The sequence below is a fragment of the Gemmatimonadota bacterium genome (assembly GCA_030747075.1).
Lineage (GTDB): Bacteria > ARS69 > ARS69 > ARS69 > ARS69 > ARS69.
Genome location: JASLLL010000005.1, coordinates 17,284 through 41,493 on the forward strand (window position 1 = coordinate 17,284; position 24,210 = coordinate 41,493).

The window sequence follows — 24,210 nt, forward strand, 5'->3', positions numbered from 1 at the left end:
GGACGCAATCACACCGGTACAGGCTAGCCTGCAGACGAAGAGGGGTCAACGAGGCGAAACGCGCGCGGCGGCCATGGGCCGACGGCGTGCCGCCTCTTCCGCAAGAGAGTCCGGGGCGGCCTCGACTCGGGGAACGCGAGTGGCCTCTCCCAACTCCAGCGTGACGAAGTGTTCCACGCCCTGGCGCAGGAAGGCGATGTCCATCGGAACCCCCGGACGCGATCCGCACACGAGGCCGCAGAGGTCGCGCGGGCCGCCCACTTCCACATCCCCGAACCGGATCACCACATCTCCGCGAGCCAGCCCCGCCCGATGCGCGGGGCCGCCCTCCACCACCCGCAGGATGCACGCACCGCCCTCGCCCGAAGCCTCCCCGGGGAGCAACACGCCCAGGTAGCCGCGGCGGACTCGTCCGAACTCCCGCAGATCCTCCCAGGCACGACGGCAGGTTTCGGCAGGCAATACGAATCCCACGCACTTCTCTCCCTCGCGCAGGCCGGGATGCAGGATGCGCCCCCGGTGCATCGCAGGCGCCACGCCCGTGACCATTCCAAGCAGGCGCCCTTGCGCATCGATGACCGCGCCTCCCATGTCTCCCGGGAGAATGGACGCCCGGACGCGCACCACCCGTGTGGGGATTCCGCCCGCCGAGATGGCCACCGGCTCTCCAAGAATGCCGCGAGCCGCAGAGAAGTTGCGCCCCTGCGTGTTTCCCATCACAAGGCAGGGTTCGCCGGGCGTGCGCTCTGTGCGCGTCACGACATCCGGAAGATCCCGGACGCTCTCCAGTCCCTCCGGAACCTCCAGCAGGACGACATCCAGCAGCGGATCCCGACCGACCACGCGTGCGTAGTACATTCGGCCCGCATGGTCCAGAATCTCCACATCCTGGGCCGCGCCCACCACCGAGAAGGTCGACAGCAGGTACTTTCCGCCACCCACATAGGTCGCGCATCCGACCCGACGGCATACGCGAAGCACTTCCGCGCTCTTCATGGCTGCGTCCAAGTGGACTCGGGGGGCCTCTCGCTCCCCGATCACGAGGAAGACCCGTCGCTCCCAGTCTGCGGGGATTGCGCCAGCGGTCTGGCTTGCCCCCGCCTTCACGACGAACGCGAGGCTCACCGCAAACGCCAGAAGCGCAACCCGCGCCGCAGGCTGCCTAGAACGCAAGGATCGTGGGTGCGACGGCATGGCCGTTCGCCTCCGGGGTGGCTGAACTCCGACCCGCCACCTGCTGAGCGGTTCCCTGTTCCGGAATCCGGCGCAGCGGGTACCGGTAACGCGCCTCGCGATAGCGGGACGCATCCGTGGGAAGGCGGAGATCCCTGGACTCCTCCAGGAGCTTCTGCAACTGGAGGGGCATCTCGCCAAATACATCCTCTTCGGAGTCTTCCTCCGATCCCTGCGCCAGCGCGTCAGACTCCATCATCACGACTCCCTCCGCCGGAGCCTCGGCAGGACTCACGGCAAAGCGCGAGACAGACTCACCCGGAGCACGCCCACCGGAAGGAAGGGAATCGCCCGACGGATGGGTGGCCAGCAGCAAAAGGACGGCTCCCATGGCCATGGCGGGGGAAGCGCTCCAGATCGCGCGCGACCGATCCACATCCGACCACCAGCTCTGCAGACGCACCTTCCACAGGGCCGGTCCTCTCGCCGGACCCGCCAGACCGTCCAGCTTTGAAAGAACCGCTTCGTTGAACTCGTCGGCGACCTCTACCGTTCCGAGTTCTTCCAGCAGTGCAAGGGATGCGCGAAACTCCTCCATCGCCGCAGAGCAGGGTGAGCACGCCGCGAGGTGACCGTCCAGCTCGCGGCTGGCTTCCGCGGAAAGCGCCCGGTCGCATCGCAGGGAAAAGAGGTTCTGTACATGGGAGCAGTTCAAGTGATGTCTCCTCGTTCCGGGCGGGGGGATCCGGCAGTCCTCACGCGGGACGCCTTCCAGAATACGGTGGGGTCATTCCCACGCGTGGCAAAAAGAAGCGGCTCGATCCGCCGCTTGAACTCCTGACGCGCCCGGTTGATTCGGGACTTCACGGTGCCGACGGGGAGCTTGAGCATGGTGGATATCTCTTCGTAGGTGAACCCTTCCAGGTCTCTCATCACGAGCATGATCCGAAAGTGCCCCGGCAGCGAATCGATGGCACTGCGGACCGCCTGCCTCCGCTCATTCAAGTCGGCAATGCGATCCGGCGCAAAAAAGTCCTCGCGCGTTCCAAAGTCGTAGTCCGCCTGCCCCAGCTCCCTCGGCGTATCCTCAATCGAGACATTCCTCCGGCGGGCACGGTTCCGAAGTTCGTTCTTCCCGAGGTTGGACGCGATCGTGTAGAGCCATGTCGTAAAGCGTGCCGTCACGCGGTAGGTCCCCGCGTGGCGGTAGACTCTGAGGAACACTTCCTGCGCCAGGTCCTCGGCGCGGTCCGCGTCGCCAATCAGTCGAATCAGGAAGTTGACGATCCGCCCCCGATGCCGACACATCAGTTCCCCGAAGGCGGACTCGTCGCCCTCCTTCAGGTCCAGCATCAGATCTTCATCCGGCCTGCGTGTCTCCACGGTCACCTCGTTGGCATCCACCCGGACTCGTTTGAACGCAAGGGTCATCGACCACCTCCACGGGCTGCTGAACCCTCCTGAGAGCCAAAGGTTCCAGCACTCACCGGCCCGTGGCCGTGGAATCCCTCTTTGCCCCCTCCGCGGCCCGCTTCTCAGCCAGCCCCGGGAGGGTCGAATCCAGTTCCCAAGCCTTCTCCCAGGCCTCCCGAGCCCCCTTCCCGTCTCCCAGAGCGGAAAGGACATCTCCCAGATGGTCCAGAATGACCGGTTCCGCCCTCGAGTTCTCCAACGCACGGAGGAGAAGATTCCGCGCGGCCTCGGGCCGCCCCGACCGGAAGTGAGCCCATGCCAGGCTGTCCAGATAGTAGGCATTCTCCGGGCTCAGTCGAACGGCTTCCTCCAGCAGCTGCACTGCCTCCGTGAGATGAATCCCCCGTTCCGCAAACATGTAGCCCAGGTAGTTCATAGCCTCGGTGTCCTGAGGGCGGATCCGGATGACTTCGCGCAGGTCGGCCGCCGCCTCTTCGGGCTTCTCCAGCCTCTCCCGCGCCGCGCCCCGTGCGAAGAGCCCCTCCGGATCCGCGGGTTCCAGCTCCAGGTAGCGATCGAGGGCCTCTTCCGCCGCTTCATATTCAGCCAGATCGTTGTAGCACAGCCCGAGAAACAAGTGCGCGCCCGAGCGATCGGGGTCCAGCTTCACCGAACGACCGAATGCCGCGACCGCTTCGCGGGTCTTCCCAAGACGCGACCGCAGGAATCCGGTATACAACCATCCCTCCGCGAACGTGGAGTCCAGTTCGACCGCGGTCTCAAAGTGCGCCAGCGCCTCTTCGCTTCGCCCGTGATCCATGTACCACCGCCCGAGGTGCTTCCTCGTCTCCATCCGCTCCGGAGCCCGGCGTGCCACTTCCTCCAGTTCATTCACCGCCCGGTCTCCTTCCCCCGCCTGAATGAGAAGCAGCCCGAGCTGTTCCCGCACCTCCACATCTTCCGGGTGCGCACTGAGGATTGTCCGGGCTTCCTCGATCCCGCTCTCCACATCGCCCAGGACAAAGAGCGTGCGCAGGTACCTTCGCCGAATCTCCAGGCTGTCCGGGGCGAGAAGCAGCGCCTCCCGATAGCTCATGGACGCCTGGGGCAATTCCCCGCGAATCTCACGGACCATCCCGGCACGAAGCATCTCTTCCGGCAACCCCGGCGCAAGCTCCCGAACCGTGCGGAACTGTTCCTGCGCATCCCCGGCGCGGTCCAGGCGGTCGTACAACATCCCCAGGCGGAAATGAACCCGCGGCAGCCCCGGCCGGACGCGGGTGACTTCCAGAAGCTCCTCCGCTGCCCCCTCCGTGTCTCCAAGGCGCTCCAGTACCCCCGCGCGGCGAATGCGCATCTGCAGGTCCTTTGGATCCGCCTGGAGGAACGCGTCCAGAGCGTCGGCCTCCCGCCTGGCATCTCCCGAGGCGGCATGGACATCCGCCATCACCTCCAGCGCGTCCAGGTTCGCGGGATCCTCTGCCAGAGCGAGAGTCGCTTCCCGTGCGGCTTCCTCCACCTCTCCCAGCGCGTGATGCACCCGGGCCATTCCCGTGTGAATCTCCGGAGCCTCCGGATTCGCGTCTGCCGCCAGCCGATACTGCTGAAGCGCTTCGCGGAACTCCCCTTCGCCCTCAAGGAACATCCCCAGCGAATAGTGCGCCAGCGCATCCGAGGTCACGCTCCCCGAAGCACTGCCCTCCACCGCCTGCGTGGAGCAAGGCACCCCGGTGAGAAGCGCCACCACGGCCACGCTCCGCAGCCATGTGCTCTTTCGACCCTCCACCTTCCCGCTCCTCACAACTGTCTCCCTTTCGTCCACAGCCCCCGCCCTCTCTCCGGGCCGAAGATGCCCTCAAGGGCAGGATCCAAGGCGTCGCGGATCCCGTCCCCCACCAGATTGAAGCCAAGCACCGACAGGAGGATCGCGATGCCCGGCATGGCCAGCACCCAGGGAGCGTGAATCACCAGATCCCGGCCCTGCCCGAGCATGGCCCCCCACTCCGGTGTCGGGGGTTGCGCTCCCAGACCCAGGAACGAAAGCCCCGCAGCCTCCAGTATAGCGGAGGCCAGGCCCAGGCTCGTCTGCACCATCAGCGGCGCCACGCAGTGCGGCAGGATCGTTCGAAAAAGGATCCGCCCTCGTGGCACTCCCATCGCCACCTGTGCTTCCACAAACGGTTGGGACTTGACCGACAGCACCGCACCCCTCAGAAGTCGCGCGAAGTGCGGAACGCCCACAATGCCCACGGCGATCATGGCGTTCGTCAAGCTCGGCCCGAGGATCGCCACGATCACCACGGCCAGCAGGATCCCCGGAAACGCCAGAAGAACATCCACGACGCGCATACCGATCATGTCCACGCGACCGCCCAGATAACCGGTCACCAGTCCCAGCAGCCCCCCGGCCAAGAGCCCGATGCCCACCGATACCATTCCTATCGTCAGGGAAATGCGGGTTCCGTACAAGAGCCGGGAGAGAATGTCGCGACCGAACTCATCCGTTCCCAGCAGATGCCCATCCCCCGGAGGGACCAGACGGTGGTCCAGATCCTGCAAATACGGGCTCTGCGGAGCCAGAACGGGTCCTATGGCAGCGCCCAGCACCAGCGTCGCCAGAATCACCAGCCCCACCCTTGAGGCCGGGCGACGCACCAGGCGGCTCAGAACCCGCCGTGTGCGTGATGCGTGCTCCTGTCCCGTCCCCCTGACCGGGGGCGGGTCAACGAAGCTTGATTCTCGGATCGAGCGCGGCATAGAGCATATCCGTCAAGAGGTTCACCAGAGCGAAGGAAAACGCCATGAGCAGTACTGCGGCCTGAAGCGCGCGAATATCCCGCGACTCCACCGCCAGGAGAACCCAGCGGCCGAGCCCCGGCCATGCGAAGATCGTCTCTGTGATGATCGCCCCTCCGAGGAGAGCGCCGAACTGCAGTCCAACCACCGTCAGCGTGGGAAGCGCCCCGTTTCTGGCTGCATGCCGAAGCAGAATGGCCATCTCGCCCGCCCCTTTTGCGCGAGCGGTGCGGATGTAGTCCCGGCCCATGGTCTCCAGAAGGCTGGAACGCGTCATCCGCGCAATGACGGCCATCGGCACAGTCCCGAGCACCAGTGCGGGAAGTACGAGATGCCGAAAAGCGTCCGCAAGCGCCGACAGATCTCGGGCCAGCAGGGAATCCACCAGAAGGAACCCCGTCTGCACAGGCGGCGCCATCATGGCCCCCGTGCGACCGGACACCGGTAGTACAGGGAAGAGAACGCCCAGAAAGTACATCAGGAGAAGCCCCAGCCAGAAGACCGGCATGGAGACGCCGATGGAAGCCAGCCCCATTCCCAGCGCATCCGCGAATCGACCTGCGCGCCGCGCAGCCAGCACTCCCGCAGGGAACCCGAAGAGGCAAGCCACGAACAGCGCCGCAACGGCCAGTTCCAGCGTGGCGGGAAAGTAACGACGGATCTCCGACGCGATCGGCTCGTGCGTCTTCGCCGACCGCCCGAGATCCCCCGACAGCAGGTCGGCCATGTAGCGCACATACTGTTCGGCAAGCGGCCGGTCGAGTCCAAGCCCGGTGCGAATCTGCTGCACGACCTGCGGCGACGCGTGTTCACCCGCGAGGATCTCCGCCGGATCGCCCGGCATCCAGTGCACGAGCAGAAACGCCACGATCGTCACGCCGAGAAGGGTCGGCAGGATCAGCGTGAGCCTTCGAAGCAGATAAGGAATCACGGCACGCCTCCGCCCGTCACCGGGAGAGCCACACCCGGGAGAGCAATACCCGCCCCGTGGGGTGCAGGCTGTACCCCATGACCTCGCATCTCATCGCCGCCAGTTCCATGGTGTGCACCAGCGGCACCCAGGGGGCATCCGCATGAATCAGTTCCTGCGCCCTGTGATAGTGCCCGACGCGATCCTCCGGCCGAACCGTGCGCCGACCGGCCAGCAGATGCTCGTGCGCTTCCTCGCTGCGGTAGAAGGCAATGTTCCCCGCCGGGGCGACCGCCGCCGAGGGATCGAAGTGCGTGAAAAGGAAGTTGTCCGGATCTCCGTTGTCCGCCTGCCAACCGAGCAGCGCCATGTCGTGATGCCCCCGATGCACACGATCCAGGTAGGTGCCCCACTCGAAGGTGACAATCTTCGCGCGGATGCCAATGCCGGCCAGGTTCGCCTGGATCGCCTGCGCGATCCTCGGCGGCTGGGGCATGTAGGGCCTTGGACCGGACATCACCCACAAGGTGGTCTCAAATCCATCCGGATAGCCAGCTTCCACGAGAAGCTCCCGTGCGCGCTCCGGTGCATACTCATAGCTCGGCGGGTCCGGATGCGCGGCGAACACATTCGGCGGCACCGGCCCGTCCGCGACCACGGCCAGATGGCCGTACAGCCCCCGGACGATCGCCGCCCGATCGACCGCATGATTCACGGCCCTCCGTACGCGCACATCGCCGAAGGGCGAGTGATCCATGTTCATCGCCAGGTACGCCACATTCATCCCGGGTTCACCCAGAAGCTTCAAGGCCCGGTTTGAGCGGATGGCCGGGACATCATCCGGGGGGACTCCATCCATCATGTGGAGCGACCCGGCAAGGAGTTCGAAAAAGCGCGTGGAGTTCTCCGGGAGGCAGCGAAACACCACCCGATCCAGATAGGGCGGATGGTCCCAGTACTCTTCGTTCCTTCTGAGAACGACCGTCTCCGCCCGGTCCCAACTCTCGAATCGGAATGGACCGGTTCCGCACGGATGCCGAAAGAAGTCCTCTCCGGCCGCGTGAGCATCTTCCGAGCACACCATCGCCGCGAAGTTGCACGCCAGATTCGAAAGGAACGGAGCGCTCGGTTCCTTCAGAACAAAGCGCACCACCCCGGGAGCGGGAGAGTCGATGGTCTCGAGGATCTCGTCGATTCCCAGGTAACCCCAGAAGGGATACGGGCCTCCGAGGCCGTGGTCCGAATGCAGGGGCTGCCGTGCGCTCCACTGTCGTTCCAGGCTGTAAAGCACCGCACGCGCATCGAAGCGGCGGCCGCAATGAAAGCGAACCCCCTGTCGAATCTGAAACTCCCAGCGAAGGCCATCCTCGCTGACCGTCCAGGACTCCGCCAGCGCGGGCTCAATCTCGGTCCCGCTTCCGGCAAAACGCACGAGAGTCTCAAACAGATTGTCGCAAACTTTGAACGACTCCCCGTCCGATTCGTGCGCGGGATCCAATCCCACGGAGTCCATTCCGCGTCCGTAGATCAGCGTTCCGCCCGACTGCGGGGGATTCCCCAACGCATGAGTCACCCCAAGCGCCAGTAAAACCGCGGTAATCCCGAGGATTCGTCCCATCACAGTCTCTCCTGACAGGGCCGCAGGAATCGTAGACCGGGATGATCGCGAAACGCCAGCCCGGATTTCCCGCCCGAGTTCGGGCGCGAACTCATCCGGTGGCTCTTTGCGGGAAGCTCCGAACAGGTGGCGGGCCCGAGAGGATTCGAACCTCCGGCCTTTGGTTCCGGAGACCAACGCTCTATCCAGCTGAGCTACGGGCCCGCACAGGAGGAGAGAATCTAGGGGGCGAACACCCGGGTGTCAAGAAACGCCGCCCCGCTCGCCGGACCCGGTCATTGCACATAGCCCAGCGCACGAAGCTCGGCCAGCGTCCCCTCTCTCAGGCTGGGGCGCGGAGTCGCGGGAGGCGCCAGACGCGCCCACTCTCTCGCGCGGGCCGCCGCCTGAAAGTCCGCTGTGATCTGCGGGTACCTCCCCGAGCAATCCGCCCTTTCGGCCGGATCGGCGCGAAGGTCGAACAGTTCTCCGCGCCCCTCGTCTCCCGCCCGAGCAATGAACTTCCACTTCCCTTCGCGGATCGAGATGTGCGTGTCGTGCAGTTCGCCATAGACCCTGCGCGTTCCTGTACCGGCGGCCAGTGTCTGAAGAGAGCGCCCCTGTGCAAGACTCTCGCGCCCCCCCCCCGCGACGGCGACCACGGTCGGGAAGACATCCACCAGAGACGCCGGTTCCGCCACCACTCCCCCTCCGGCCAGAACTCCCGGCAGCCGGGTGATCAGCGGAATGTCCAGCGTTTCGCCATACAGGTTCCTCCGATGCCCCTTCCCCCCGTGTTCGAAGAACTCCTCCCCGTGATCGCCCACCACCACGATGAGCGTGCGCTCCAGATCCCCGCGCGACTCCAGCGCGCGCAGAACCTTCCCGATCCACCGGTCGGTGTATCGGATCTCCCCGTCGTACAGGTCCATCACGCGCTGTCTCTCCGTGGGGGCCATGCCGGAGTGAATGGCGCGATTCTCGGAAAACCCACGGCCGCTCAACCGCCCGCGATACTCCGGATTGAACACGCGATCATACGGAGCTTCCGGCACAAAGTCGTAGTGCGGATCCCAGTAGTGGAGGAAGAGGAAGAACGGTTTGCCCGTCGGCACCCGGGCGAGCCAGTCGACCGCCCTTTCGTGCAGCGCGGGAGAGGTCACCCCCGAATGCGACCGCAGATGCACTCCGACAAGGTTTTCGATACCGCCTTGATTGTCCCGCTCCACGCGGTAATCCACGCAAGGTTCGTAAGTGTCAAAACCCTGTGCGAAGCCGAAGGCCGGGTCCAGGTACGGTCCGGTGACAAACCCCGCTGCCGCATATCCGCGACGGGTCAGAAACTCCGCCAGCGTGGTCTTCGAATCCGGCAGCGCGTGGATGTCTCCCACGACTCCGTGGCTCGAAGGGTACTGTCCGGTGAGCAGCGAAAGATGCGCCGGAAGTGTCCAGGATGTCGTCGAGGATGCCTGCGAGAAGACCGTGCCCGTCGCGGCCAGTCGATCCAGGTGAGGAGTGGTCGCCCGGGGATTCCCCGCGCCTCCCGGTCGATCGGCACGGAGGGTATCGATCGAGATCAGAAGCACATTCGGAGGCGGTTCCGGTGCCCGCCCGCACGAACCGCCCAGCAGAATCCCACCTGCCAGGAATACGCAGAACCGCTTCACGAAGCCTCCGGCTCTCCCCCGGTCAGGCGAGAGACCTGCTGCACATCCTTGTCGCCCCGACCGGAGAGATTGACGATCGTCAGCGAATCCGCCGGCAGACTCGGCCCCTCGCGGAGAAGCCACGCCACCGCATGCGCCGACTCCAACGCCGGCAGGATCCCCTCTTCGCGTGCCAGTCGGCCGAATGCCGCCAGCGCTTCGCCATCTTCCACGCTGTGGTATTCCGCCCGGCCCAGTTCCCGAAGCTGCGCATGCTCCGGCCCGATCGACGGGTAGTCCAGCCCCGCAGACACGCTGTGCGTCGGTGACACCTGTCCGTCGTCGTCCTGCAGAAGCCAGCTGCGCGTGCCATGGAGCACTCCGGGACTTCCACCGGCGAAGCGCGCCGCGTGCCGTCCCGTCTCCACGCCTTCTCCCCCCGCTTCCACGCCCACCATGCGAACGGATTCATCCGCAAGAAACGCGTGAAAGAGGCCGATCGCATTCGAGCCGCCCCCGACGCAGGCCACCAGCAGATTCGGCAGACGCTCCTCCGCTTCCTGGATCTGGCGGCGGGCCTCGATTCCAATCACCGACTGGAAGTCACGCACGATTCGCGGAAAGGGGTGCGGGCCCAGGACGGACCCCAGAATGTAGTGGGTGTCCGCGACATGGGTAACCCAGTCGCGCATGGCTTCGTTGATGGCGTCTTTCAGCGTACGGCTCCCTGCGTCCACGCCGGTGACCGTCGCGCCCAGAAGGCGCATCCGGAACACATTCAGCGACTGTCGCTCCATGTCCTCCACGCCCATGTAGACCACGCACTCCAGCCCGAGCAGCGCGGCAACGGTCGCGGTGGCGACGCCATGCTGCCCCGCGCCGGTCTCCGCGATGACGCGTCGCTTCCCCATTCGCCTGGCAAGAAGTCCCTGGCCGAGCGTGTTGTTGATCTTGTGCGCACCCGTATGGAGAAGGTCCTCGCGCTTCAGATAAACCGTGTGGCCGACCGCTTCCGAGAGATTCCCGGCACGATACAGTGGCGAGGGCCGACCCGCGTATTGCTCCTGCAGGATCCGAAGTTCTTCCGTGAAGGCAGAGTCGGCGGCCGCCTCCGTCGACGCCCGGTTGAGTTCCTCCAGCGCGGCCATGATCGTCTCCGGCACAAAGCGACCCCCGTACGGACCGAAGTACCCCCGCGCGTCCGGCGTCTCCCCGATCATGCCGTCTCCTCCGTTCCCGTGAGTTCCGCGAGGCACCCCACCGGGTCCGGCGCGGTCACCAGAGCCTCGCCGACGAGCACCGCAGACGCGCCGACCCGCTCCACCCGCAGCACATCCTCGCGGGAGGCGATCCCGCTTTCGGAGACCACGCGCACGCCCTCCGGAAGCATGGCCCCTACGCGCTCCGTGACGGACAGGTCCGTCCGGAAAGTCGACAGGTCCCGGTTGTTCACACCGATCACCTCCACGCCGGCATTCAACGCGCGTTCCGCTTCCGCTTCCGTGTGAACTTCGACCAGAGGCGTGACCTGCAGCTCGGTGAGGAGCGCGTGAAGATCCGCCAGTGCCCCCTTCTCCAGCACCGCCACAATCAGGAGTGCCGCGGACGCCCCCCACGCACGCGCCTCCCAGCACTGGTAGGCATCCACCAGGAAGTCCTTCCGCAGAACCGGCAAGTCCGTTTCCCTCGCGACGGCCTGGAGGTCGGCGCCACTCCCCGCGAAGTGGTCCCGTTCCGTCAGAACCGAAAGCGCACGCGCCCCGCCCCTCTTGTACGCACGCGCCAGCTCCACTGGATCGTACGGGTCCAGCAGGACTCCCCGCGAAGGAGACGCGCGCTTCGCCTCGGCGATGACGGAGGTTCCGCGCCGATCCACGGCCGCGACAAACGACACGGGGTCCGGAGACTCCTCGGCCTGTCGGCGCACTTCCACGGCCGGAATGGCACGCTGGGCTTCCTTCAGGCGGTGCCGCACATCAGCCAGAATCGCGGGCAGCACACTCACGCCGATTCCGCCCGGAGCGCCGCGAGCAGATGAGCCACCCGTCCTTCGTCCAGCGCGGCCGCCGCTGTCTTGGCTCCGTCGCGAAAGTCCGCGGCCATCCCGCAGGCAACCAGCGCCAGCGATGCATTCGCGACCACAACGGAGCGCGGAGCCCCCTTCTCCCCGGCGGCAATCCTCTCCAGGATGCCGGCGTTCATCTCGGCATCTCCACCGGCCAGGTCTTCGCGCTTCACCGGTTCCATCCCGAAGTCCGAGGCGTTCAGCACACCCCTGCGAACCTCTCCGTTCGCGACTTCCGCATAGTGGGTAGGGGCACAGAGACTCACTTCATCCAGACCGTCCGCGGAATGCACGACGAACGCGCGCTCCACTCCCAGCCCCAGAAGCGCCGCCGCCGCCAGGTCCACGATCTCCGGCGAATACACACCCATCACCTGACAGGCGGCCCCCGCCGGATTCGTGAGCGGACCCAGAAGGTTGAAGACGGTGCGCATGGCCAACTGCCGACGCGGCCCCATCGCGTGACGCATGGCACCATGGAAACGCGGGGCGAACAGGAATCCGAACCCGTGGCGATCCACCAGCATTTCCGCGCGCGCGGGTTCCACATCGACCGGGATGCCGAGCGCTTCCAGAACATCCGCGCTGCCGCACTGCGAAGAAACCGACCGATTGCCGTGCTTTGCCACGGCCGCGCCCGCCGCCGCCACCACCAGGGCCGCTCCGGTCGAGATGTTGAAGGTGCCGGAAGCGTCCCCGCCTGTTCCGCAGGTGTCCACCAGCGGAGTGCGCGAGGGCGCAATCCCCGACGCCGCCGCACGCATGGCCCGGGCCGAACCCACGACTTCGTCGACCGTCTCGCCCTTCATCCGGAGTGCCACAAGATAACCGGCCACCTGCGCGTCGGTGGCCTCGCCCTGCATGATGGCCGCCATGGCGCCCTCGGCGGTCGCGGAGTCGAGCGAACTCCCGGACACCACACGCTCAATCGCGTCCCGAAGTGCGCCGCTGCCGGAGTGGGTCATTCCGGCCTACAGTTCGAGGAAGTTCCGGAGGATGGCCTTCCCCCCCGGCGTAAGGATGGACTCCGGATGAAACTGCACGCCGTGGATCGGATACTTCCGGTGGCGCAGTCCCATGATCTCCTGGTCCGCCGTCCAGGCCGTGACCAGGAGGTCCTCCGGCAGGGAATCCTTGTCCACGATCAGCGAGTGATAGCGCGTGGCCTCGACAGGATTCTCCACGCTGCGGAAAATGTCCCTCCCGTTGTGGATCACGCGGGAGGTCTTCCCATGCAGGAGCCTGTCCGCAGGCACGATCCGCGCCCCCCACGCAACCGCAATGGCCTGGTGCCCCAGACATACGCCCAGAAGCGGGATCTTCGGGCCGAGAGTCTGGACCAGGCCCACGCTGATCCCCGCATCCTCGGGGCGTCCGGGACCCGGCGAGATCACGATGCGCTCGGGATTCATACGACGAATCGCGGCAAGGCTCACGGCATCGTTCCGCAGCACCTTCGGGTCCGCACCCAGTTCCCCGAGGTACTGCACAAGGTTGAATGTGAAAGAGTCGTAGTTGTCGAGGACGAGAATCATCCCGATCTCCTCCTGCGTGAAGTGCCACTTTCGGCGGCTTCCACCGCTGCGAAGAGCGCACGCGCCTTGTTCACCGTTTCCCGGTACTCCCGCTCGGGATCCGAATCCGCGACAATCCCGGCGCCGCATCCCACATAGATGCGCCCCCTCTCCACAAGCGCCGTCCGAATCGCGATACAGGTGTCCAGGCTGCCACCGAAGGAGAGGTAGCCCACCGCTCCTGCGTACACGCCTCGTCGAATCGGTTCCAGATCCTCAATGATCTCCATCGCCCGCACCTTCGGGGCTCCGCTTACCGTTCCGGCCGGGAAGCACGCCTTCAGGGAATCCAGCGGGCCGACCCCGCGACGCACCTTCCCCACCACATTGGAAACGATGTGCATCACATGGGAGTAACGCTCCACATTCATGAACTCCGTCACATTCACCGAGCCGAACTCCGCCACACGCCCGACATCATTTCGGCCGAGATCGACCAGCATGACATGTTCCGCGCACTCCTTCGGGTCCGAGATCAGCTCTTCCTCCAGGCGCCGATCGTCCAGGGAATCCGCGCCGCGAGGACGCGTTCCGGCAATCGGGCGCACTTCCACTTCGCCGTGCTGGTGCCGTACGAGCACCTCCGGCGACGACCCGACGATGTGTCGATCGTCCATGCGGAGGTAGTACATGTAGGACGAAGGGTTGATCACGCGAAGCGAACGGTAGACTTCGAATGGATCACACTTCAGAGATTTCTCAAACCGCTGGCTCAGCACCACCTGCACCACATCTCCGGCCAGAATGTGCTTCTTGGCTTTACGCACCGCGCTTCGGAAAGCCGCAGGTCTGATGGAACTTCGGAAGCGTCGTGCCGTGCCGCGGCTCGGGGGGCGGGTCTCCCGCTCAGGGAGCGCGGTCTTCAGGCGAGCCACCACTTCATCAATGCGCTCCAGCGTCTTTCGATAAGTTCGCTCGGCATCCTTCCCGGCAGGCATGCTGGAGATGATCTTCATCGTCAGCGTAAGGTTGTCGAAGACCACCACGGTGTCCGCCAACATGAAGACGGCGTCGGGGATGCCCAGATCATCGTCGGCCTGTCGGGGGAGCTTCTCCAGGCTGCGCACCGCGTCATACGAGACGAAACCGACGGCGCCGCCCCAGAACGGCGGCAGCCCCTCCAACTCCACAGGACGCTGCCGACGCTGCCATCGACCCAGTTCGGCAAGCGGATCGTCCGAACGAATCCGACGCACTCGATTCCCGGTGCGGATTTCCACGGTGGAACCGCGAATCGTCAGAATGGAGGACGGGTCCGTGCCGAGTAAGGAGTACCGCGACCACTTCTCCCCGCTCTCCACGCTCTCCAGAAGAAAAGCGTAGGGACCGGTGGCCACCTTCAGGAAGGTAGACACGGGCGTCTCCGTGTCTGCGAGAATCTCGCGAACCACGGGCACGCGTCGGCCTGGCCTGGCCAGTTTGCGGAACTCCGCCAGCCCGGGGGTGATCATGCCCGCTCCTCCCCGACTGCACCGACTGGTGACTGACAGGCGTAGGTGAGGCCCGCCAGCACATAGAGCACCACCACCCACGGGCCGGCCGCATCAAAGAACGGCCACTCGACAGCCATGCCGAGAGCGTAGATTCCCAGAAGAGCGAATGCCGTCTTTCCCGGGCGGTTGGAGACCGGCGTTCCCTTTCCTGCACGAATCCGCCGGACAGCCCACGCCACAATCGCCAGATCCCGCGCGACCACGACTGCGAGAAGCTCCTTCGGAACCTGCCCCTTTGCGACCAGTGCGCCCAGCACACCCACCGCGAAGATCTTGTCCGCCACCGGATCCAGCGCCCTTCCAAACTCGGTGACCTGCCGGGACCGGCGTGCCAGCCAGCCGTCGAGGACATCCGTCAGAAGAGCCACTCCGACCGTCGCGAACGCCACTTCCCGATTCCCGGACAGGATCCCCCACATGGCCAGCGGAACCAGCAGGATTCGCAGGCAGGACAGCCCGTTCGGGGCATTCAAGGAGCGACCGCCCCCAGCAACTCCCGGGCGTGTTCCACGGCAGCTCCGTCCCCTCCCCCGAGCATCCGGGCCACTTCCCGCACTCTCTCCTCCCCCTCGACCGGCTCCACCAGCGAGAGGGTCCGGTTCTCCCGCTCCACCTTCCGAACGGCGAAGTGCGTCGTCGCCCGTGCCGCAATCGGAGCCAGATGGGTGATCGAGATGACCTGTCCGCGAGAGGAAAGCTCCGCAAGCATCTCCGCGACGCGTCCGGCCACGACTCCACCGATTCCCGCGTCGATCTCGTCGAAGACCATCGTCCCCGGACACCGGGTCGTGCCGAGCGCAGACTTCAGCGCCAGCATGACGCGGGAGATCTCCCCTCCGGAGGCGATGGCACGCAGCGCGCCCGGCTTCTCTCCCGGGTTTGCCGACAGGAGAAACTCCCCCTCGTCGAATCCTCGCCGACTCGCCTTCGGCCGGTCTTCTCCGATGCAAACGACCTCTCCCTTCTCCAGCGGACGCACGAGGGTCCGGAACACGGTGCCCCGCATCCCGAGACTCTTCAGCGCGTCCTCCACGGCGGCATCCAGCTGTGATGCAGCCTCTTGCCGCCTCGCGGTCAGGTCCGCTCCTGCGGCGGCGATCGTAGCAGAGATCTTCCCGACCCGCTCCCGCAAACCCCCGACCCGTTCCCGGGCCGCCTGAGGATCCGCCACTTCCTCCGCAAGGCGCTTCTGCTCGCGAAGCAGATCCTCTTCCTCGGGACCGTACTTCACAAGAAGATCTTCGATCCGCCGAATCCGCCCCCGAACCTCCTCCAGCCGGGCGGGGTCATCGACCGCCCCGTCTCCGGCGCGTCGCGCATCATCCGCGAGATCCCCCACGCGAACCACCACCTCCGCGAGCCCCTCCGCCAGCGCCTCCCACTGCGGATCGTGCCGGGCGGCCTCCGCGGCGGCTCCTTCCAGCGCGGCCACCTCATCGTGAATCGAGCCGTCTCGCTCCCGAAGAGTGTCCACCAGCCGCGAAGAGGTCTCCCGCAGGAACTCCGCCTGCTCCAGTCTGCTTCGAAGTGTACGCGACTCCGCCAGTTCTCCGGGCTGAACAGCCGCATCCTCCAGTTCCTTCCACTGGAACCGGACCCACTCCTCACGCTCGCGACAATCGCGAAGCGCCTCCTCGGCGCTCTCCAGTTCTGCAATGGCCGCACGAAGCTCATCGAACGCCGCGGCGAACCCGGCCCGCAGCCCCAGGAGCCCGGCGAAGGCGTCGAGCATGTCCAGCTGGAAGGATGGGCGCAGAAGCGATTGATGATCGTGCTGCCCGTGCAGGTCGATCAGGAACTCTCCCGCGCGAACCAACGCGGAACGGGGAATCGCCCGGCCATTCGCCCGGCATCGGCCCCGCCCGCCCGGCACGATTTCACGACGGAGAATCAGCTCCCCGTCCTCCGCCTCGATATCCAGCTCCCGAAGCGCGTCCACCACCCATCCCTCGGGGTCCAGTTCGAAGACGCCCTCCACGACCGCCCTCTCCGCGCCCGCGCGGACCGTCTCCGATCCCGCACGATCGCCCAGGAGAAGACGCAGCCCCCCCGTCAGGAGCGACTTGCCCGCTCCCGTCTCTCCGGAGAGGACATGGAGCCCCGGGCCGAAGCGAATCGTGATTCGGGAGATGATCGCCATGTCCCGGATGGAAAGCTCGGTCAGCACGGCCCCACCCCCTCCCGGGAATGCCGGGTCAGCTTCGGCCGGGGAGTTGAACACGCCCCGCAGTCTCCAGTAGGCTCAGTGCGCGCCCGACCACCGTGTCCACGCCGAGACCCGCCATTTCGCGAAGAAGCTCCGGTCGCCCATGTTCCACATAGAAGTCGCCGATGCCGACACAGGACAGTCGAACATCGTGGGCGCCGCTCTCGGTGAGGAGCTCTCCGACCGCGCTTCCGAACCCGCACGCCTTCTGCGACTCCTCAAGCGTGACGATGCACCCCGTGGTCCTGCCAAGATCCAGAATGAGCTCGGCATCGAGCGGCTTCACGAAGCGCGCGTCCACGACTGCGGCGGAGACACCTTGTGTCGCCAGTTCAGCGGCTGCGCTCCGCGCCGTACCCACCATGGACCCCAGTGCCAGAAGCAGAACATCCGAACCGTCCTGCAGGATCTCCGCCTTCCCGATCGGGATCTGTCGGAACTCAGCATCCACGGCCACACCCAGCCCCGCGCCGCGGGGATATCGCAGAGCCGTCGGGCCTCCATCGTGACAGAGTTGCGTGTAGAGCATGTTGCGCAGTTCATTCTCATCCCGGGGCGCCATCATGACCATCCCGGGGAGCATCCGTAGGAATCCCGGATCGAAAACACCATGGTGCGTCGGGCCGTCGTCCCCGACCAGTCCCCCTCGATCCATCACGAACCGAACCGGCAGTCCCTGAAGCGCCACATCGTGCGCCACCTGATCGAACCCTCGCTGCAGGAAGGTGGAGTAGATCGCGCAGAACGGCTTGATCCCTTCGCAGGCGAGACCCGCCGCGAAAGTGACCGCGTGCTGCTCCGCGATTCCCACATCAAAGAAGCGGTCCGGAAAGCGATCCGCGAATCCTGCGGTACCCGTTCCGTCCGGCATGGCTGCCGTGATCGCCACCACATCCGGGTCCAGTTCCGCCAGTTCCACCAGCGCCGAACCGAAGACACTCGTATACGAAGGCGCCTCCGGGGCCGTTCCCTCCGGCACCGGGGCCTTCTGCGGCGACATCCCGTGCGCCCGCGTCTTGGAGGTGGCCGCTGAAGGGAAACCGCGCCCCTTCTCCGTGACCGCATGGAGAAGGACCGGACCGCGCTGTCCCTTCAGGTGCCGCAGTGTCTCAAGAACCTCCGGGAGATCGTGACCGTCGATGGGGCCGTAGTACTTGAAGCCGAGTTCCTCAAACATCACGCCCGGCACGACCAGGTTTGTCAGGCTCTCCTTGATCCGACGGCCCATTTCCTGCGCGCGCCGCCCCGCCCGGGGAATGCGGCCGATCAGTTCATAGACATCTTCCTCCAGACGGCGGTAAAGCGGTCGCGAGGTGAGGCGTGTCAGGTAGGTGGAGAGCGCCCCGACATTCCGGGAGATGGACCATTCGTTGTCGTTGAGGATCACCACGAGATTGCTCCGCAGATGTCCCGCCTGATTCAGTGCTTCAAACGCCATCCCCGCGGTGAGCCCGCCATCTCCAATCACACACACCACGCGGGAGTCGTCACCGCGAAGGCCGCGTGCCGCCGCCAGTCCCAGCCCTGCTGAAATGGAGGTTCCCGCGTGCCCGACTCCGAACGCATCGTGTTCGCTTTCGCTGCGATTGGGGAACCCGCACAGCCCGCCATGCTGGCGCAGCGTCTGGAAGCGGTCGCGGCGACCGGTCAGAAGCTTGTGTCCGTACGCCTGATGTCCGACATCCCAGACGACCGGATCCCGGGGCGAGTCAAAGACGGCGTGAATCGCGACTGTCAGCTCCACCGTCCCCAGCGAAGCGCCCAGATGCCCGCCGGTCCGGGAGACCGTGCGAATGATCTCCTCGCGGATCTCCGCACACAGTACCGTCAAGTCCTTCAGCTCCAGCGAGCGAAGGTCCGCAGGCGTTTCGATTCGATCCAGAACCCGGCTCACAGTCTCTCCCTGCAGGTCAGCCATGCCACGATCCGACTCCCCCGAAGAGCACCGCAAAAGCGACTCCCAGAGCAGCCCCCGCCAGAACTTCGAACGGCGTATGTCCCAGCAGCTCCAGCAGGCGCTCTTCGCGCACCTTCCCGGACATCTGGAGATCGTCCACGATCTTGTTGAGCACTTCGGCCTGCCTTCCGGCCGACCGGCGAATACCCGCCGCATCGTACATGGTCAGGAGGCTGAAGAACAACGCCATCCCGAAAACGGGCGAGCGCAACCCTTCCTGAATGCCCACGCCTGTCGAAAGTGCGGCCACTGATGCGGAATGCGCACTCGGCTTTCCGCCCAGTTCGACGAGCCGCTTGAAGTTGACGCGACTCTCTCCGACCACCGTCCAGACGAACTTGATGATCTGCGCGGTCGCAGCGCTGCCCATCGCCAGCACAAACGGCCCGCTCAGCGGAGAAGATGCCATCATATCCATGTCAGTTCCAACCCTCTTCGTGCTCGCGGAGGCCCAGCCCCCGGCTTCTCAGCGATCTCTGTCCTTCACAAAACGCACCAGTGCGGCCAGCCCCTCGCCGCTCTCTCCAAAACCATCTGCCAGTTTCACCGCCTCCTCGACCAGCGAAGCCAGCACTCGCCGCGACTCCTCTTCCCCCAGAATGCCCGGGCCGGTGGCCTTGCCGAGCGCGCGGTCTCTTCCCGCATCCTTGCCCAGGTCATCGCGGGATCCCGTCTCGTCCAGGAGATCATCCGCAATCTGGAAGGCATACCCCGCCGCAGCGCCGAATCGCCTGAGTACATCCAGCAAGTCCGCGTTCGCTCCTCCCGCCAGACCGCCCAGCTGACACGACGCCTCGAAGAGCGCACCCGTCTTCCGAGTATGGATCTCCCGAAGCTCCGCCAGTTCCACACCGGTCTTTCGCTCCGCCGCCAGATCCAAAGCCTGCCCGCCCACCATTCCGTGCGCGCCCGCGGCCTGCGCGAGCGCCGCGACCATCTCCAGCGTCCTCTTCGGCGGCGTCGGGCCGCCCCCGTCCGTCAGCACTCCGAACGCACGCGTCAGGAGAGCATCTCCGGCCAGCACCGCCATGGCCTCTCCATGAACACGATGATTCGTGGGCACGCCGCGGCGGAAATCGTCATCGTCCATGCACGGGAGATCGTCGTGGATGAGCGAATAGGTGTGCACCAGTTCCAGCGCTGTCGCGGCAGCGACGGCATCTTCCGCGCGGCCACCCACCGCCTCACAGGAGGCAAGACACAAGGCCGGGCGAATCCGCTTGCCCTTCGCGAGAAGACTGTACCGCATCGCGTCGTGAAGCGGCCGAAGAGAGGCCACATCCGACGCGATGGCCGCTTCCAGCGCGGGATTCACCAGGTCCGCAACTCTGGACAGAAGCGAGGCGATCTTCATGGGGTCAGGCCTCCGACGCTTCCGCACCGAAGAGGTCCAGCGTGACTTTCCCGTCTTCTTCACGAACGAGACGCTTCACGCGATTCTCCGCCACCGAGAGCATCTCATGGCACGCGCGACTGAGCGCCACGCCTTCCTCAAACAACCCGAGCCCCTCGGCCAGCGGCGCCTCTCCTGTTTCCAGAAGGGCGACGATCTCCTCCAGTCGGGCCAGCGACTCCTCGAAAGTCCCGGCCGCCTTCTTGTCATCAGCTCCCATGTCCGTCTCCTTCCGCGCAAGTCGCAGCCTCATCGCTGCACACCCGCACTGAATCTACCGTGCAGTCCACGGCTCCATCCTGCAACTGAACTTCGATTGCGTTCCCCGGAGCCAGTTCATGCGCCGAACGAATCAGATCCCCGGCACCCGATCGAACCGCAGCATAACCCCGTTCCAGAACCGCCAGCGGGGAAAGCGCCCGAAGGCTCCCCGCCGCACCGCCCACGCGCAGTCCCCGGTTCTCAAGCAAGATACGCATGGCCGTGTCGACTCTCTCGCGAAGCCCGTCCACATCCTGCGAGCGACGCCGGTAGAACTCCAGCGGGCGCCTGAATGCAGACGACGCGACGCGCAGATCCACCCGTTCCCGTACCGACTTGAGCCGAGCGGCCACAGCCCGCGCCATGCGGCCTCCCGTGCGCTCCAGAACCTCCGTCGGCACTTCTACCAGTTCGCGAACGCTGCAGGTGACCAGACGGTCCCCCAGGGATGCAAGATCCGACAGCAGCGCCTCGCGATCGGGCACGGCAAGCTCCGCCGCCGCGCTGGGGGTGGGAGCCCGAAGGTCCGCCACCGCATCTGCGATCGTGTGGTCCACCTCGTGACCGACCGCAGAGATCACCGGCGTCCTGCATTCCACCAGAGCCCTCGCGAGGACTTCCTCGTTGAAGGCCCAGAGATCTTCCAGCGACCCTCCGCCCCGCCCGACGATGAGTACATCCGCACCACCCCAGTCGTCCAGATCCGCCACCGCCCCGGCCACCTCCTCTGCAGCCCCCTCACCCTGCACGCGCGCAGGGCAGAGCACGGCCGTCACATGAGGAGCGCGACGGCCGAGCACATCCATGATGTCCCGCACGGCAGCACCCGTCGGGGAAGTCACGATCCCCACCGTCCGCGGATAGCGGGGAATCGGCTGCTTCCGGGCTTCATCGAACAGGCCTTCCTTCTGCAGACGAGCGAACAACTGCCGCCAGGCCAGCTCCAGTTCTCCGACACCCAGCGGTTCCAGCCGCGAGGCGATCACCTGATAACGGCCCTGTCGTTCGTAGACCGTGAGATCTCCGCGCAGGCGTACACGCTGCCCGTCCTCGGCCTTGAAACGCACGCGGGACGCACGCGACTTGAACATCACTCCCGACAGCGCGGCACCTTCGTCCTTCAAGCTGAAGTACAGATGCCCGGATGAGTGGTGCTTCACATTGGAGAGTTCTCCCTCCACCCAGACGGTCCCGAATCCCGATTCGATATGCGACTTCACCGCCTGCGTCAGTTCCGTAACGGAATAAACGCGCGCGTCGTCGCTCTCAGACAGACTGTTCGACCGGCTCATAGGCCTCCGCCGCAAGGACCGTGTTCTGCAGGAGGAGCGCGACCGTCATCGGGCCTACCCCCCCGGGGACCGGCGTGATCCACGCCGCCTTCGGAAGCACCGCGTCGAAGTCCACATCGCCCACCAGACGGCTGCCTCGCGGAGCAGCCGGGTCTTCCACGCGATTGATGCCCACATCCACCACGACCGCACCCTCGCGCACCATGTCCGCGGTCACCGTCCCGGCGCGCCCGACCGCCGCCACCACGATATCCCCGCGCAAGACCACCTCCGCCAGTTCCGGCGTTCGGGAGTGACAGATGGTGACCGTGGCATCTCCCCCGCGTCCCTTGGCAAGCAGCAGCATGGCCAGCGGACGGCCGACCAGATTGGACCTCCCCACGATCACGACATGTTTCCCCTGCGTCTCCACTCCCGAGCGCAGGAGAAGTTCCACAATCCCGGCGGGAGTACAAGGGACGAACCCCGGGGCTCCCCGCGCCAGTTCCCCCGCGTTCACCGGGTGCAGGCCGTCGACATCTTTCGAAGGAGGAATCCGGCGAATCACGCGGTCTGCATCCAGCCCTTCCGGCAGAGGAAGCTGAACCAGGATCCCGTGGACTGCTTCATCGGCGCCCAACCGCTCCACGACCTCTTCGAGATGAGCCTGCGAAACATCCGCGGGGACTTCATGCGTCCGCGCATCCATGCCGATCTTCCGCGCGGAGCGCTTCTTGTTGCCGACATAGACTCTTGACGCCGGGTCCTCCCCGACCAGAACCACATCCAGGCGAACCGTGACGCCACGCGCCTTCAAGGTGGCGACGCGGTCCGCCAGTTCGCGCCGGATCTCCTTCGCCGTCGCCTTCCCGTCCAGTATGCGTGCGCTCATCCTTCGAACTCCCTCCCGGGGCCGTGGTCTTCCAATCGTTCCTGTATGCGCTTCACCGAAAGTGCCCGGCCCGTCGCCGGGTTCACTTCCACCAGAACACCATTCAACCGAAGATCTCCCGTCGCCGGTTCCAGTCGCTCCGACCTGCCGGACAGAAACCGATGAAGCGCCCCTTCCGCCTTCATCCCGATCACGCCGTCGTGCCCGCCCGTCATTCCCGCATCCGTCTGGAACGCCGTTCCTCCCGGTAGAATCTGCGTGTCCGCCGTAACCGTATGCGTATGAGTTCCCACGACCATGCTGCACAGTCCGTCCAGATGCCTGCCCAGAGCCATCTTCTCGGAGGTGGCCTCCGCATGAAAGTCGACGAAGATCACCGGCGTCTCCGTGCGCAGCTCTTCCAGGAGCTTCCGTCCCGTTCGAAAAGGGCAGTCGACAGGAGCCATGAACACCCGCCCGATCAGGTTCACGACCGCGACCTTGCCCCCGGGAACTTCATACACCCCGTGCCCATGACCGGGTGTCCCCGGCGGGAGGTTTGCCGGGCGAAGCACCCGGGGCCGCGTTGCGATGAGGCGGACCCCTTCCGCCTTGTCCCATGAGTGATTGCCGCCGGTGAGAACATCGGCGCCCGCGTCGAAGAGCGCCGATGCGGAACGCTCGTTGACACCGAAGCCGCCCGCCGAGTTCTCCGCGTTCACAATGACCATGGAAGGCCGCTCGCGCTCGATGACCCGGGGAGCGAGTTCGCGCAACACACGCCGTCCGGGCCGACCGACCACATCCGCGATGAAGAGAATCCGCAAGGCGCCACGCTCTGCCAACGCACCCTCACTCGTCATGGGAAATCCTGCCGAACCCATCTATGGTTCGGCCATCCGTCCGGATCAAGAAGCCGCGCGCGCTGCCGGGGTCTTCTTCCGAGGCTTCTTTCCGGCAGGCGGTGGCTCCGCATCCAGCGCGTCTTCCAAGCGGGACACAATACCGCGAAGCCTCTTCTCCGTCCCGCTCGGCAGGCCTCTTCCGTTTCGTTGCGCGGCAAAGAGCTCTTCTGTGATGTTCAGCGCGGCCAGGACCGCGACCTGCGTCGTCGTTCCCTTGCTGATCATCGAAGATACCCGCGTCATCTCCTCATCCAGATAGCGGGCGATGGCGCGAACGGTATCGGGATCATCTTCGGACCGGATTTTGTAGTCTCGTCCCAGAATGGTCACGACCGTAGTCTGCACGGCTGAGCTCATGGTGCCCTCACCTCATGGGGAAGTTCGACCGACGCTTCGTTCAGCCCTCCAGCGCCCTTGCCTGCTCGATCATACGGCGAATCCGGTTCCGGACCCCCGCAAACTTCTTCTCCAGTTCCGCACACCGCTTCCTCAGCGATTCGACTTCGGCCGCATCCGCTGAGGAACCGTTCAGGTCCTTTTCCAGCGCGTCCAGTCGGGTGGCAAGCTCCTCAGCCTCTTCCCGCAGCGCGCCGTTCTCTCCGCGCAGGCGGGCCATGCGATCCGCAACGGCCCCCGCGCTCTTCTCCAGACGATCCAAGAGGTCTGCCTTCATGGCTGT

At 65.5% G+C, this 24,210-nt stretch carries 24 protein-coding genes and 1 tRNA gene; all 25 read right to left on the minus strand.

The window, feature by feature from the left end; translation table 11 throughout:
* Positions 1-45 precede the first annotated feature (45 nt).
* The 25 genes from QF819_02725 to zapB all read right to left on the minus strand — a co-directional run bounded on the left by QF819_02725 (position 46) and on the right by zapB (position 24,204).
* Complete coding sequence (locus tag QF819_02725; protein ID MDP6802076.1) at positions 46-1,173, minus strand: S1C family serine protease; 1,128 nt, start codon at positions 1,171-1,173, stop codon at positions 46-48.
* The gene (locus QF819_02730; protein ID MDP6802077.1) at positions 1,163-1,888 is read right to left on the minus strand and encodes a zf-HC2 domain-containing protein; all 726 of its coding nucleotides are present in this window, start codon (positions 1,886-1,888) and stop codon (positions 1,163-1,165) included. The genes QF819_02725 and QF819_02730 overlap by 11 nt, the downstream gene beginning before the upstream one ends.
* Positions 1,885-2,604: a sigma-70 family RNA polymerase sigma factor gene (locus QF819_02735; GenBank protein ID MDP6802078.1), complete on the minus strand. Its 720-nt coding sequence runs from the start codon at positions 2,602-2,604 to the stop codon at positions 1,885-1,887. The genes QF819_02730 and QF819_02735 overlap by 4 nt, the downstream gene beginning before the upstream one ends.
* Positions 2,605-2,656: 52 nt before the next feature.
* Positions 2,657-4,387 carry a tetratricopeptide repeat protein gene (locus tag QF819_02740; GenBank protein ID MDP6802079.1) on the minus strand — a complete coding sequence of 577 codons (1,731 nt, stop codon included), beginning with the start codon at positions 4,385-4,387 and terminating at the stop codon, positions 2,657-2,659.
* Positions 4,384-5,343 (minus strand): ABC transporter permease, encoded by a 960-nt coding sequence (locus tag QF819_02745; GenBank protein ID MDP6802080.1) that lies wholly within the window; start codon positions 5,341-5,343, stop codon positions 4,384-4,386. The genes QF819_02740 and QF819_02745 overlap by 4 nt, the downstream gene beginning before the upstream one ends.
* The gene (locus QF819_02750) at positions 5,309-6,313 is read right to left on the minus strand and encodes an ABC transporter permease (GenBank protein ID MDP6802081.1); all 1,005 of its coding nucleotides are present in this window, start codon (positions 6,311-6,313) and stop codon (positions 5,309-5,311) included. The genes QF819_02745 and QF819_02750 overlap by 35 nt, the downstream gene beginning before the upstream one ends.
* A 16-nt stretch (positions 6,314-6,329) precedes the next feature.
* Positions 6,330-7,910, minus strand: coding sequence for an ABC transporter substrate-binding protein (locus QF819_02755; GenBank protein MDP6802082.1), 1,581 nt, complete (start codon positions 7,908-7,910; stop codon positions 6,330-6,332).
* A gap of 127 nt (positions 7,911-8,037) precedes the next feature.
* Positions 8,038-8,114: transfer RNA gene (locus QF819_02760), tRNA-Arg, on the minus strand.
* A 71-nt stretch (positions 8,115-8,185) separates the two neighbouring features.
* Positions 8,186-9,556 (minus strand): sulfatase, encoded by a 1,371-nt coding sequence (locus tag QF819_02765; GenBank protein ID MDP6802083.1) that lies wholly within the window; start codon positions 9,554-9,556, stop codon positions 8,186-8,188.
* Positions 9,553-10,755, minus strand: coding sequence for a tryptophan synthase subunit beta (gene trpB / locus QF819_02770; protein MDP6802084.1), 1,203 nt, complete (start codon positions 10,753-10,755; stop codon positions 9,553-9,555). The genes QF819_02765 and trpB overlap by 4 nt, the downstream gene beginning before the upstream one ends.
* On the minus strand, positions 10,752-11,540 hold the full coding sequence (gene trpC, locus QF819_02775; protein ID MDP6802085.1) for an indole-3-glycerol phosphate synthase TrpC: 789 nt from the start codon (positions 11,538-11,540) through the stop codon (positions 10,752-10,754). The genes trpB and trpC overlap by 4 nt, the downstream gene beginning before the upstream one ends.
* Positions 11,537-12,565 carry an anthranilate phosphoribosyltransferase gene (gene trpD, locus QF819_02780; protein MDP6802086.1) on the minus strand — a complete coding sequence of 343 codons (1,029 nt, stop codon included), beginning with the start codon at positions 12,563-12,565 and terminating at the stop codon, positions 11,537-11,539. The genes trpC and trpD overlap by 4 nt, the downstream gene beginning before the upstream one ends.
* 6 nt (positions 12,566-12,571) lie before the next feature.
* Positions 12,572-13,135, minus strand: coding sequence for an aminodeoxychorismate/anthranilate synthase component II (locus QF819_02785; protein MDP6802087.1), 564 nt, complete (start codon positions 13,133-13,135; stop codon positions 12,572-12,574).
* Positions 13,132-14,625 carry an anthranilate synthase component I gene (gene trpE / locus QF819_02790; protein ID MDP6802088.1) on the minus strand — a complete coding sequence of 498 codons (1,494 nt, stop codon included), beginning with the start codon at positions 14,623-14,625 and terminating at the stop codon, positions 13,132-13,134. The genes QF819_02785 and trpE overlap by 4 nt, the downstream gene beginning before the upstream one ends.
* Positions 14,622-15,140 carry a CDP-alcohol phosphatidyltransferase family protein gene (locus QF819_02795; GenBank protein ID MDP6802089.1) on the minus strand — a complete coding sequence of 173 codons (519 nt, stop codon included), beginning with the start codon at positions 15,138-15,140 and terminating at the stop codon, positions 14,622-14,624. Before QF819_02795 ends, trpE begins: the two co-directional genes overlap by 4 nt.
* Entirely contained in the window at positions 15,137-16,834 is a 1,698-nt protein-coding gene (gene recN / locus QF819_02800) for a DNA repair protein RecN (GenBank protein ID MDP6802090.1), read from the minus strand. Before recN ends, QF819_02795 begins: the two co-directional genes overlap by 4 nt.
* 28 nt (positions 16,835-16,862) lie before the next feature.
* On the minus strand, positions 16,863-18,791 hold the full coding sequence (dxs, locus tag QF819_02805; protein MDP6802091.1) for a 1-deoxy-D-xylulose-5-phosphate synthase: 1,929 nt from the start codon (positions 18,789-18,791) through the stop codon (positions 16,863-16,865).
* Entirely contained in the window at positions 18,784-19,248 is a 465-nt protein-coding gene (locus QF819_02810; GenBank protein MDP6802092.1) for a divergent PAP2 family protein, read from the minus strand. The genes dxs and QF819_02810 overlap by 8 nt, the downstream gene beginning before the upstream one ends.
* Before the next feature lie 48 nt (positions 19,249-19,296).
* On the minus strand, positions 19,297-20,184 hold the full coding sequence (locus QF819_02815) for a polyprenyl synthetase family protein (protein MDP6802093.1): 888 nt from the start codon (positions 20,182-20,184) through the stop codon (positions 19,297-19,299).
* 4 nt (positions 20,185-20,188) lie between these two features.
* Entirely contained in the window at positions 20,189-20,443 is a 255-nt protein-coding gene (gene xseB / locus QF819_02820) for an exodeoxyribonuclease VII small subunit (protein ID MDP6802094.1), read from the minus strand.
* Positions 20,433-21,776, minus strand: a complete 1,344-nt coding sequence (xseA, locus tag QF819_02825; GenBank protein ID MDP6802095.1) for an exodeoxyribonuclease VII large subunit — start codon at positions 21,774-21,776, stop codon at positions 20,433-20,435. Before xseA ends, xseB begins: the two co-directional genes overlap by 11 nt.
* Entirely contained in the window at positions 21,751-22,647 is an 897-nt protein-coding gene (gene folD, locus QF819_02830) for a bifunctional methylenetetrahydrofolate dehydrogenase/methenyltetrahydrofolate cyclohydrolase FolD (GenBank protein ID MDP6802096.1), read from the minus strand. Before folD ends, xseA begins: the two co-directional genes overlap by 26 nt.
* A complete protein-coding gene (locus tag QF819_02835; protein ID MDP6802097.1) occupies positions 22,644-23,489 on the minus strand; it encodes a TIGR00282 family metallophosphoesterase in 846 nt (281 codons plus the stop codon). Before QF819_02835 ends, folD begins: the two co-directional genes overlap by 4 nt.
* 45 nt (positions 23,490-23,534) lie before the next feature.
* The gene (locus QF819_02840; GenBank protein ID MDP6802098.1) at positions 23,535-23,888 is read right to left on the minus strand and encodes a cell division protein ZapA; all 354 of its coding nucleotides are present in this window, start codon (positions 23,886-23,888) and stop codon (positions 23,535-23,537) included.
* A 40-nt stretch (positions 23,889-23,928) separates the two neighbouring features.
* On the minus strand, positions 23,929-24,204 hold the full coding sequence (zapB, locus tag QF819_02845; protein MDP6802099.1) for a cell division protein ZapB: 276 nt from the start codon (positions 24,202-24,204) through the stop codon (positions 23,929-23,931).
* Between the last annotated feature and the right edge of the window lie 6 nt (positions 24,205-24,210).

Excerpts from the sequence above, each read along its gene's own strand:
- QF819_02735 (MDP6802078.1), bottom strand. The coding sequence starts at position 2,604 with ATGACCCTTGCGTTCAAACGAGTCCGGGTGGATGCCAACGAGGTGACC.
- QF819_02745 (MDP6802080.1), bottom strand. The coding sequence starts at position 5,343 with ATGCCGCGCTCGATCCGAGAATCAAGCTTCGTTGACCCGCCCCCGGTC.
- QF819_02755 (MDP6802082.1), bottom strand. The coding sequence starts at position 7,910 with ATGGGACGAATCCTCGGGATTACCGCGGTTTTACTGGCGCTTGGGGTG.
- trpB (MDP6802084.1), bottom strand. The coding sequence starts at position 10,755 with ATGATCGGGGAGACGCCGGACGCGCGGGGGTACTTCGGTCCGTACGGG.
- trpD (MDP6802086.1), bottom strand. The coding sequence starts at position 12,565 with ATGACCCACTCCGGCAGCGGCGCACTTCGGGACGCGATTGAGCGTGTG.
- QF819_02785 (MDP6802087.1), bottom strand. The coding sequence starts at position 13,135 with ATGATTCTCGTCCTCGACAACTACGACTCTTTCACATTCAACCTTGTG.
- trpE (MDP6802088.1), bottom strand. The coding sequence starts at position 14,625 with ATGATCACCCCCGGGCTGGCGGAGTTCCGCAAACTGGCCAGGCCAGGC.
- dxs (MDP6802091.1), bottom strand. The coding sequence starts at position 18,791 with ATGGCTGACCTGCAGGGAGAGACTGTGAGCCGGGTTCTGGATCGAATC.
- QF819_02810 (MDP6802092.1), bottom strand. The coding sequence starts at position 19,248 with ATGGATATGATGGCATCTTCTCCGCTGAGCGGGCCGTTTGTGCTGGCG.
- QF819_02815 (MDP6802093.1), bottom strand. The coding sequence starts at position 20,184 with ATGAAGATCGCCTCGCTTCTGTCCAGAGTTGCGGACCTGGTGAATCCC.
- xseB (MDP6802094.1), bottom strand. The coding sequence starts at position 20,443 with ATGGGAGCTGATGACAAGAAGGCGGCCGGGACTTTCGAGGAGTCGCTG.
- xseA (MDP6802095.1), bottom strand. The coding sequence starts at position 21,776 with ATGAGCCGGTCGAACAGTCTGTCTGAGAGCGACGACGCGCGCGTTTAT.
- folD (MDP6802096.1), bottom strand. The coding sequence starts at position 22,647 with ATGAGCGCACGCATACTGGACGGGAAGGCGACGGCGAAGGAGATCCGG.
- QF819_02835 (MDP6802097.1), bottom strand. The coding sequence starts at position 23,489 with ATGACGAGTGAGGGTGCGTTGGCAGAGCGTGGCGCCTTGCGGATTCTC.
- QF819_02840 (MDP6802098.1), bottom strand. The coding sequence starts at position 23,888 with ATGAGCTCAGCCGTGCAGACTACGGTCGTGACCATTCTGGGACGAGAC.
- zapB (MDP6802099.1), bottom strand. The coding sequence starts at position 24,204 with ATGAAGGCAGACCTCTTGGATCGTCTGGAGAAGAGCGCGGGGGCCGTT.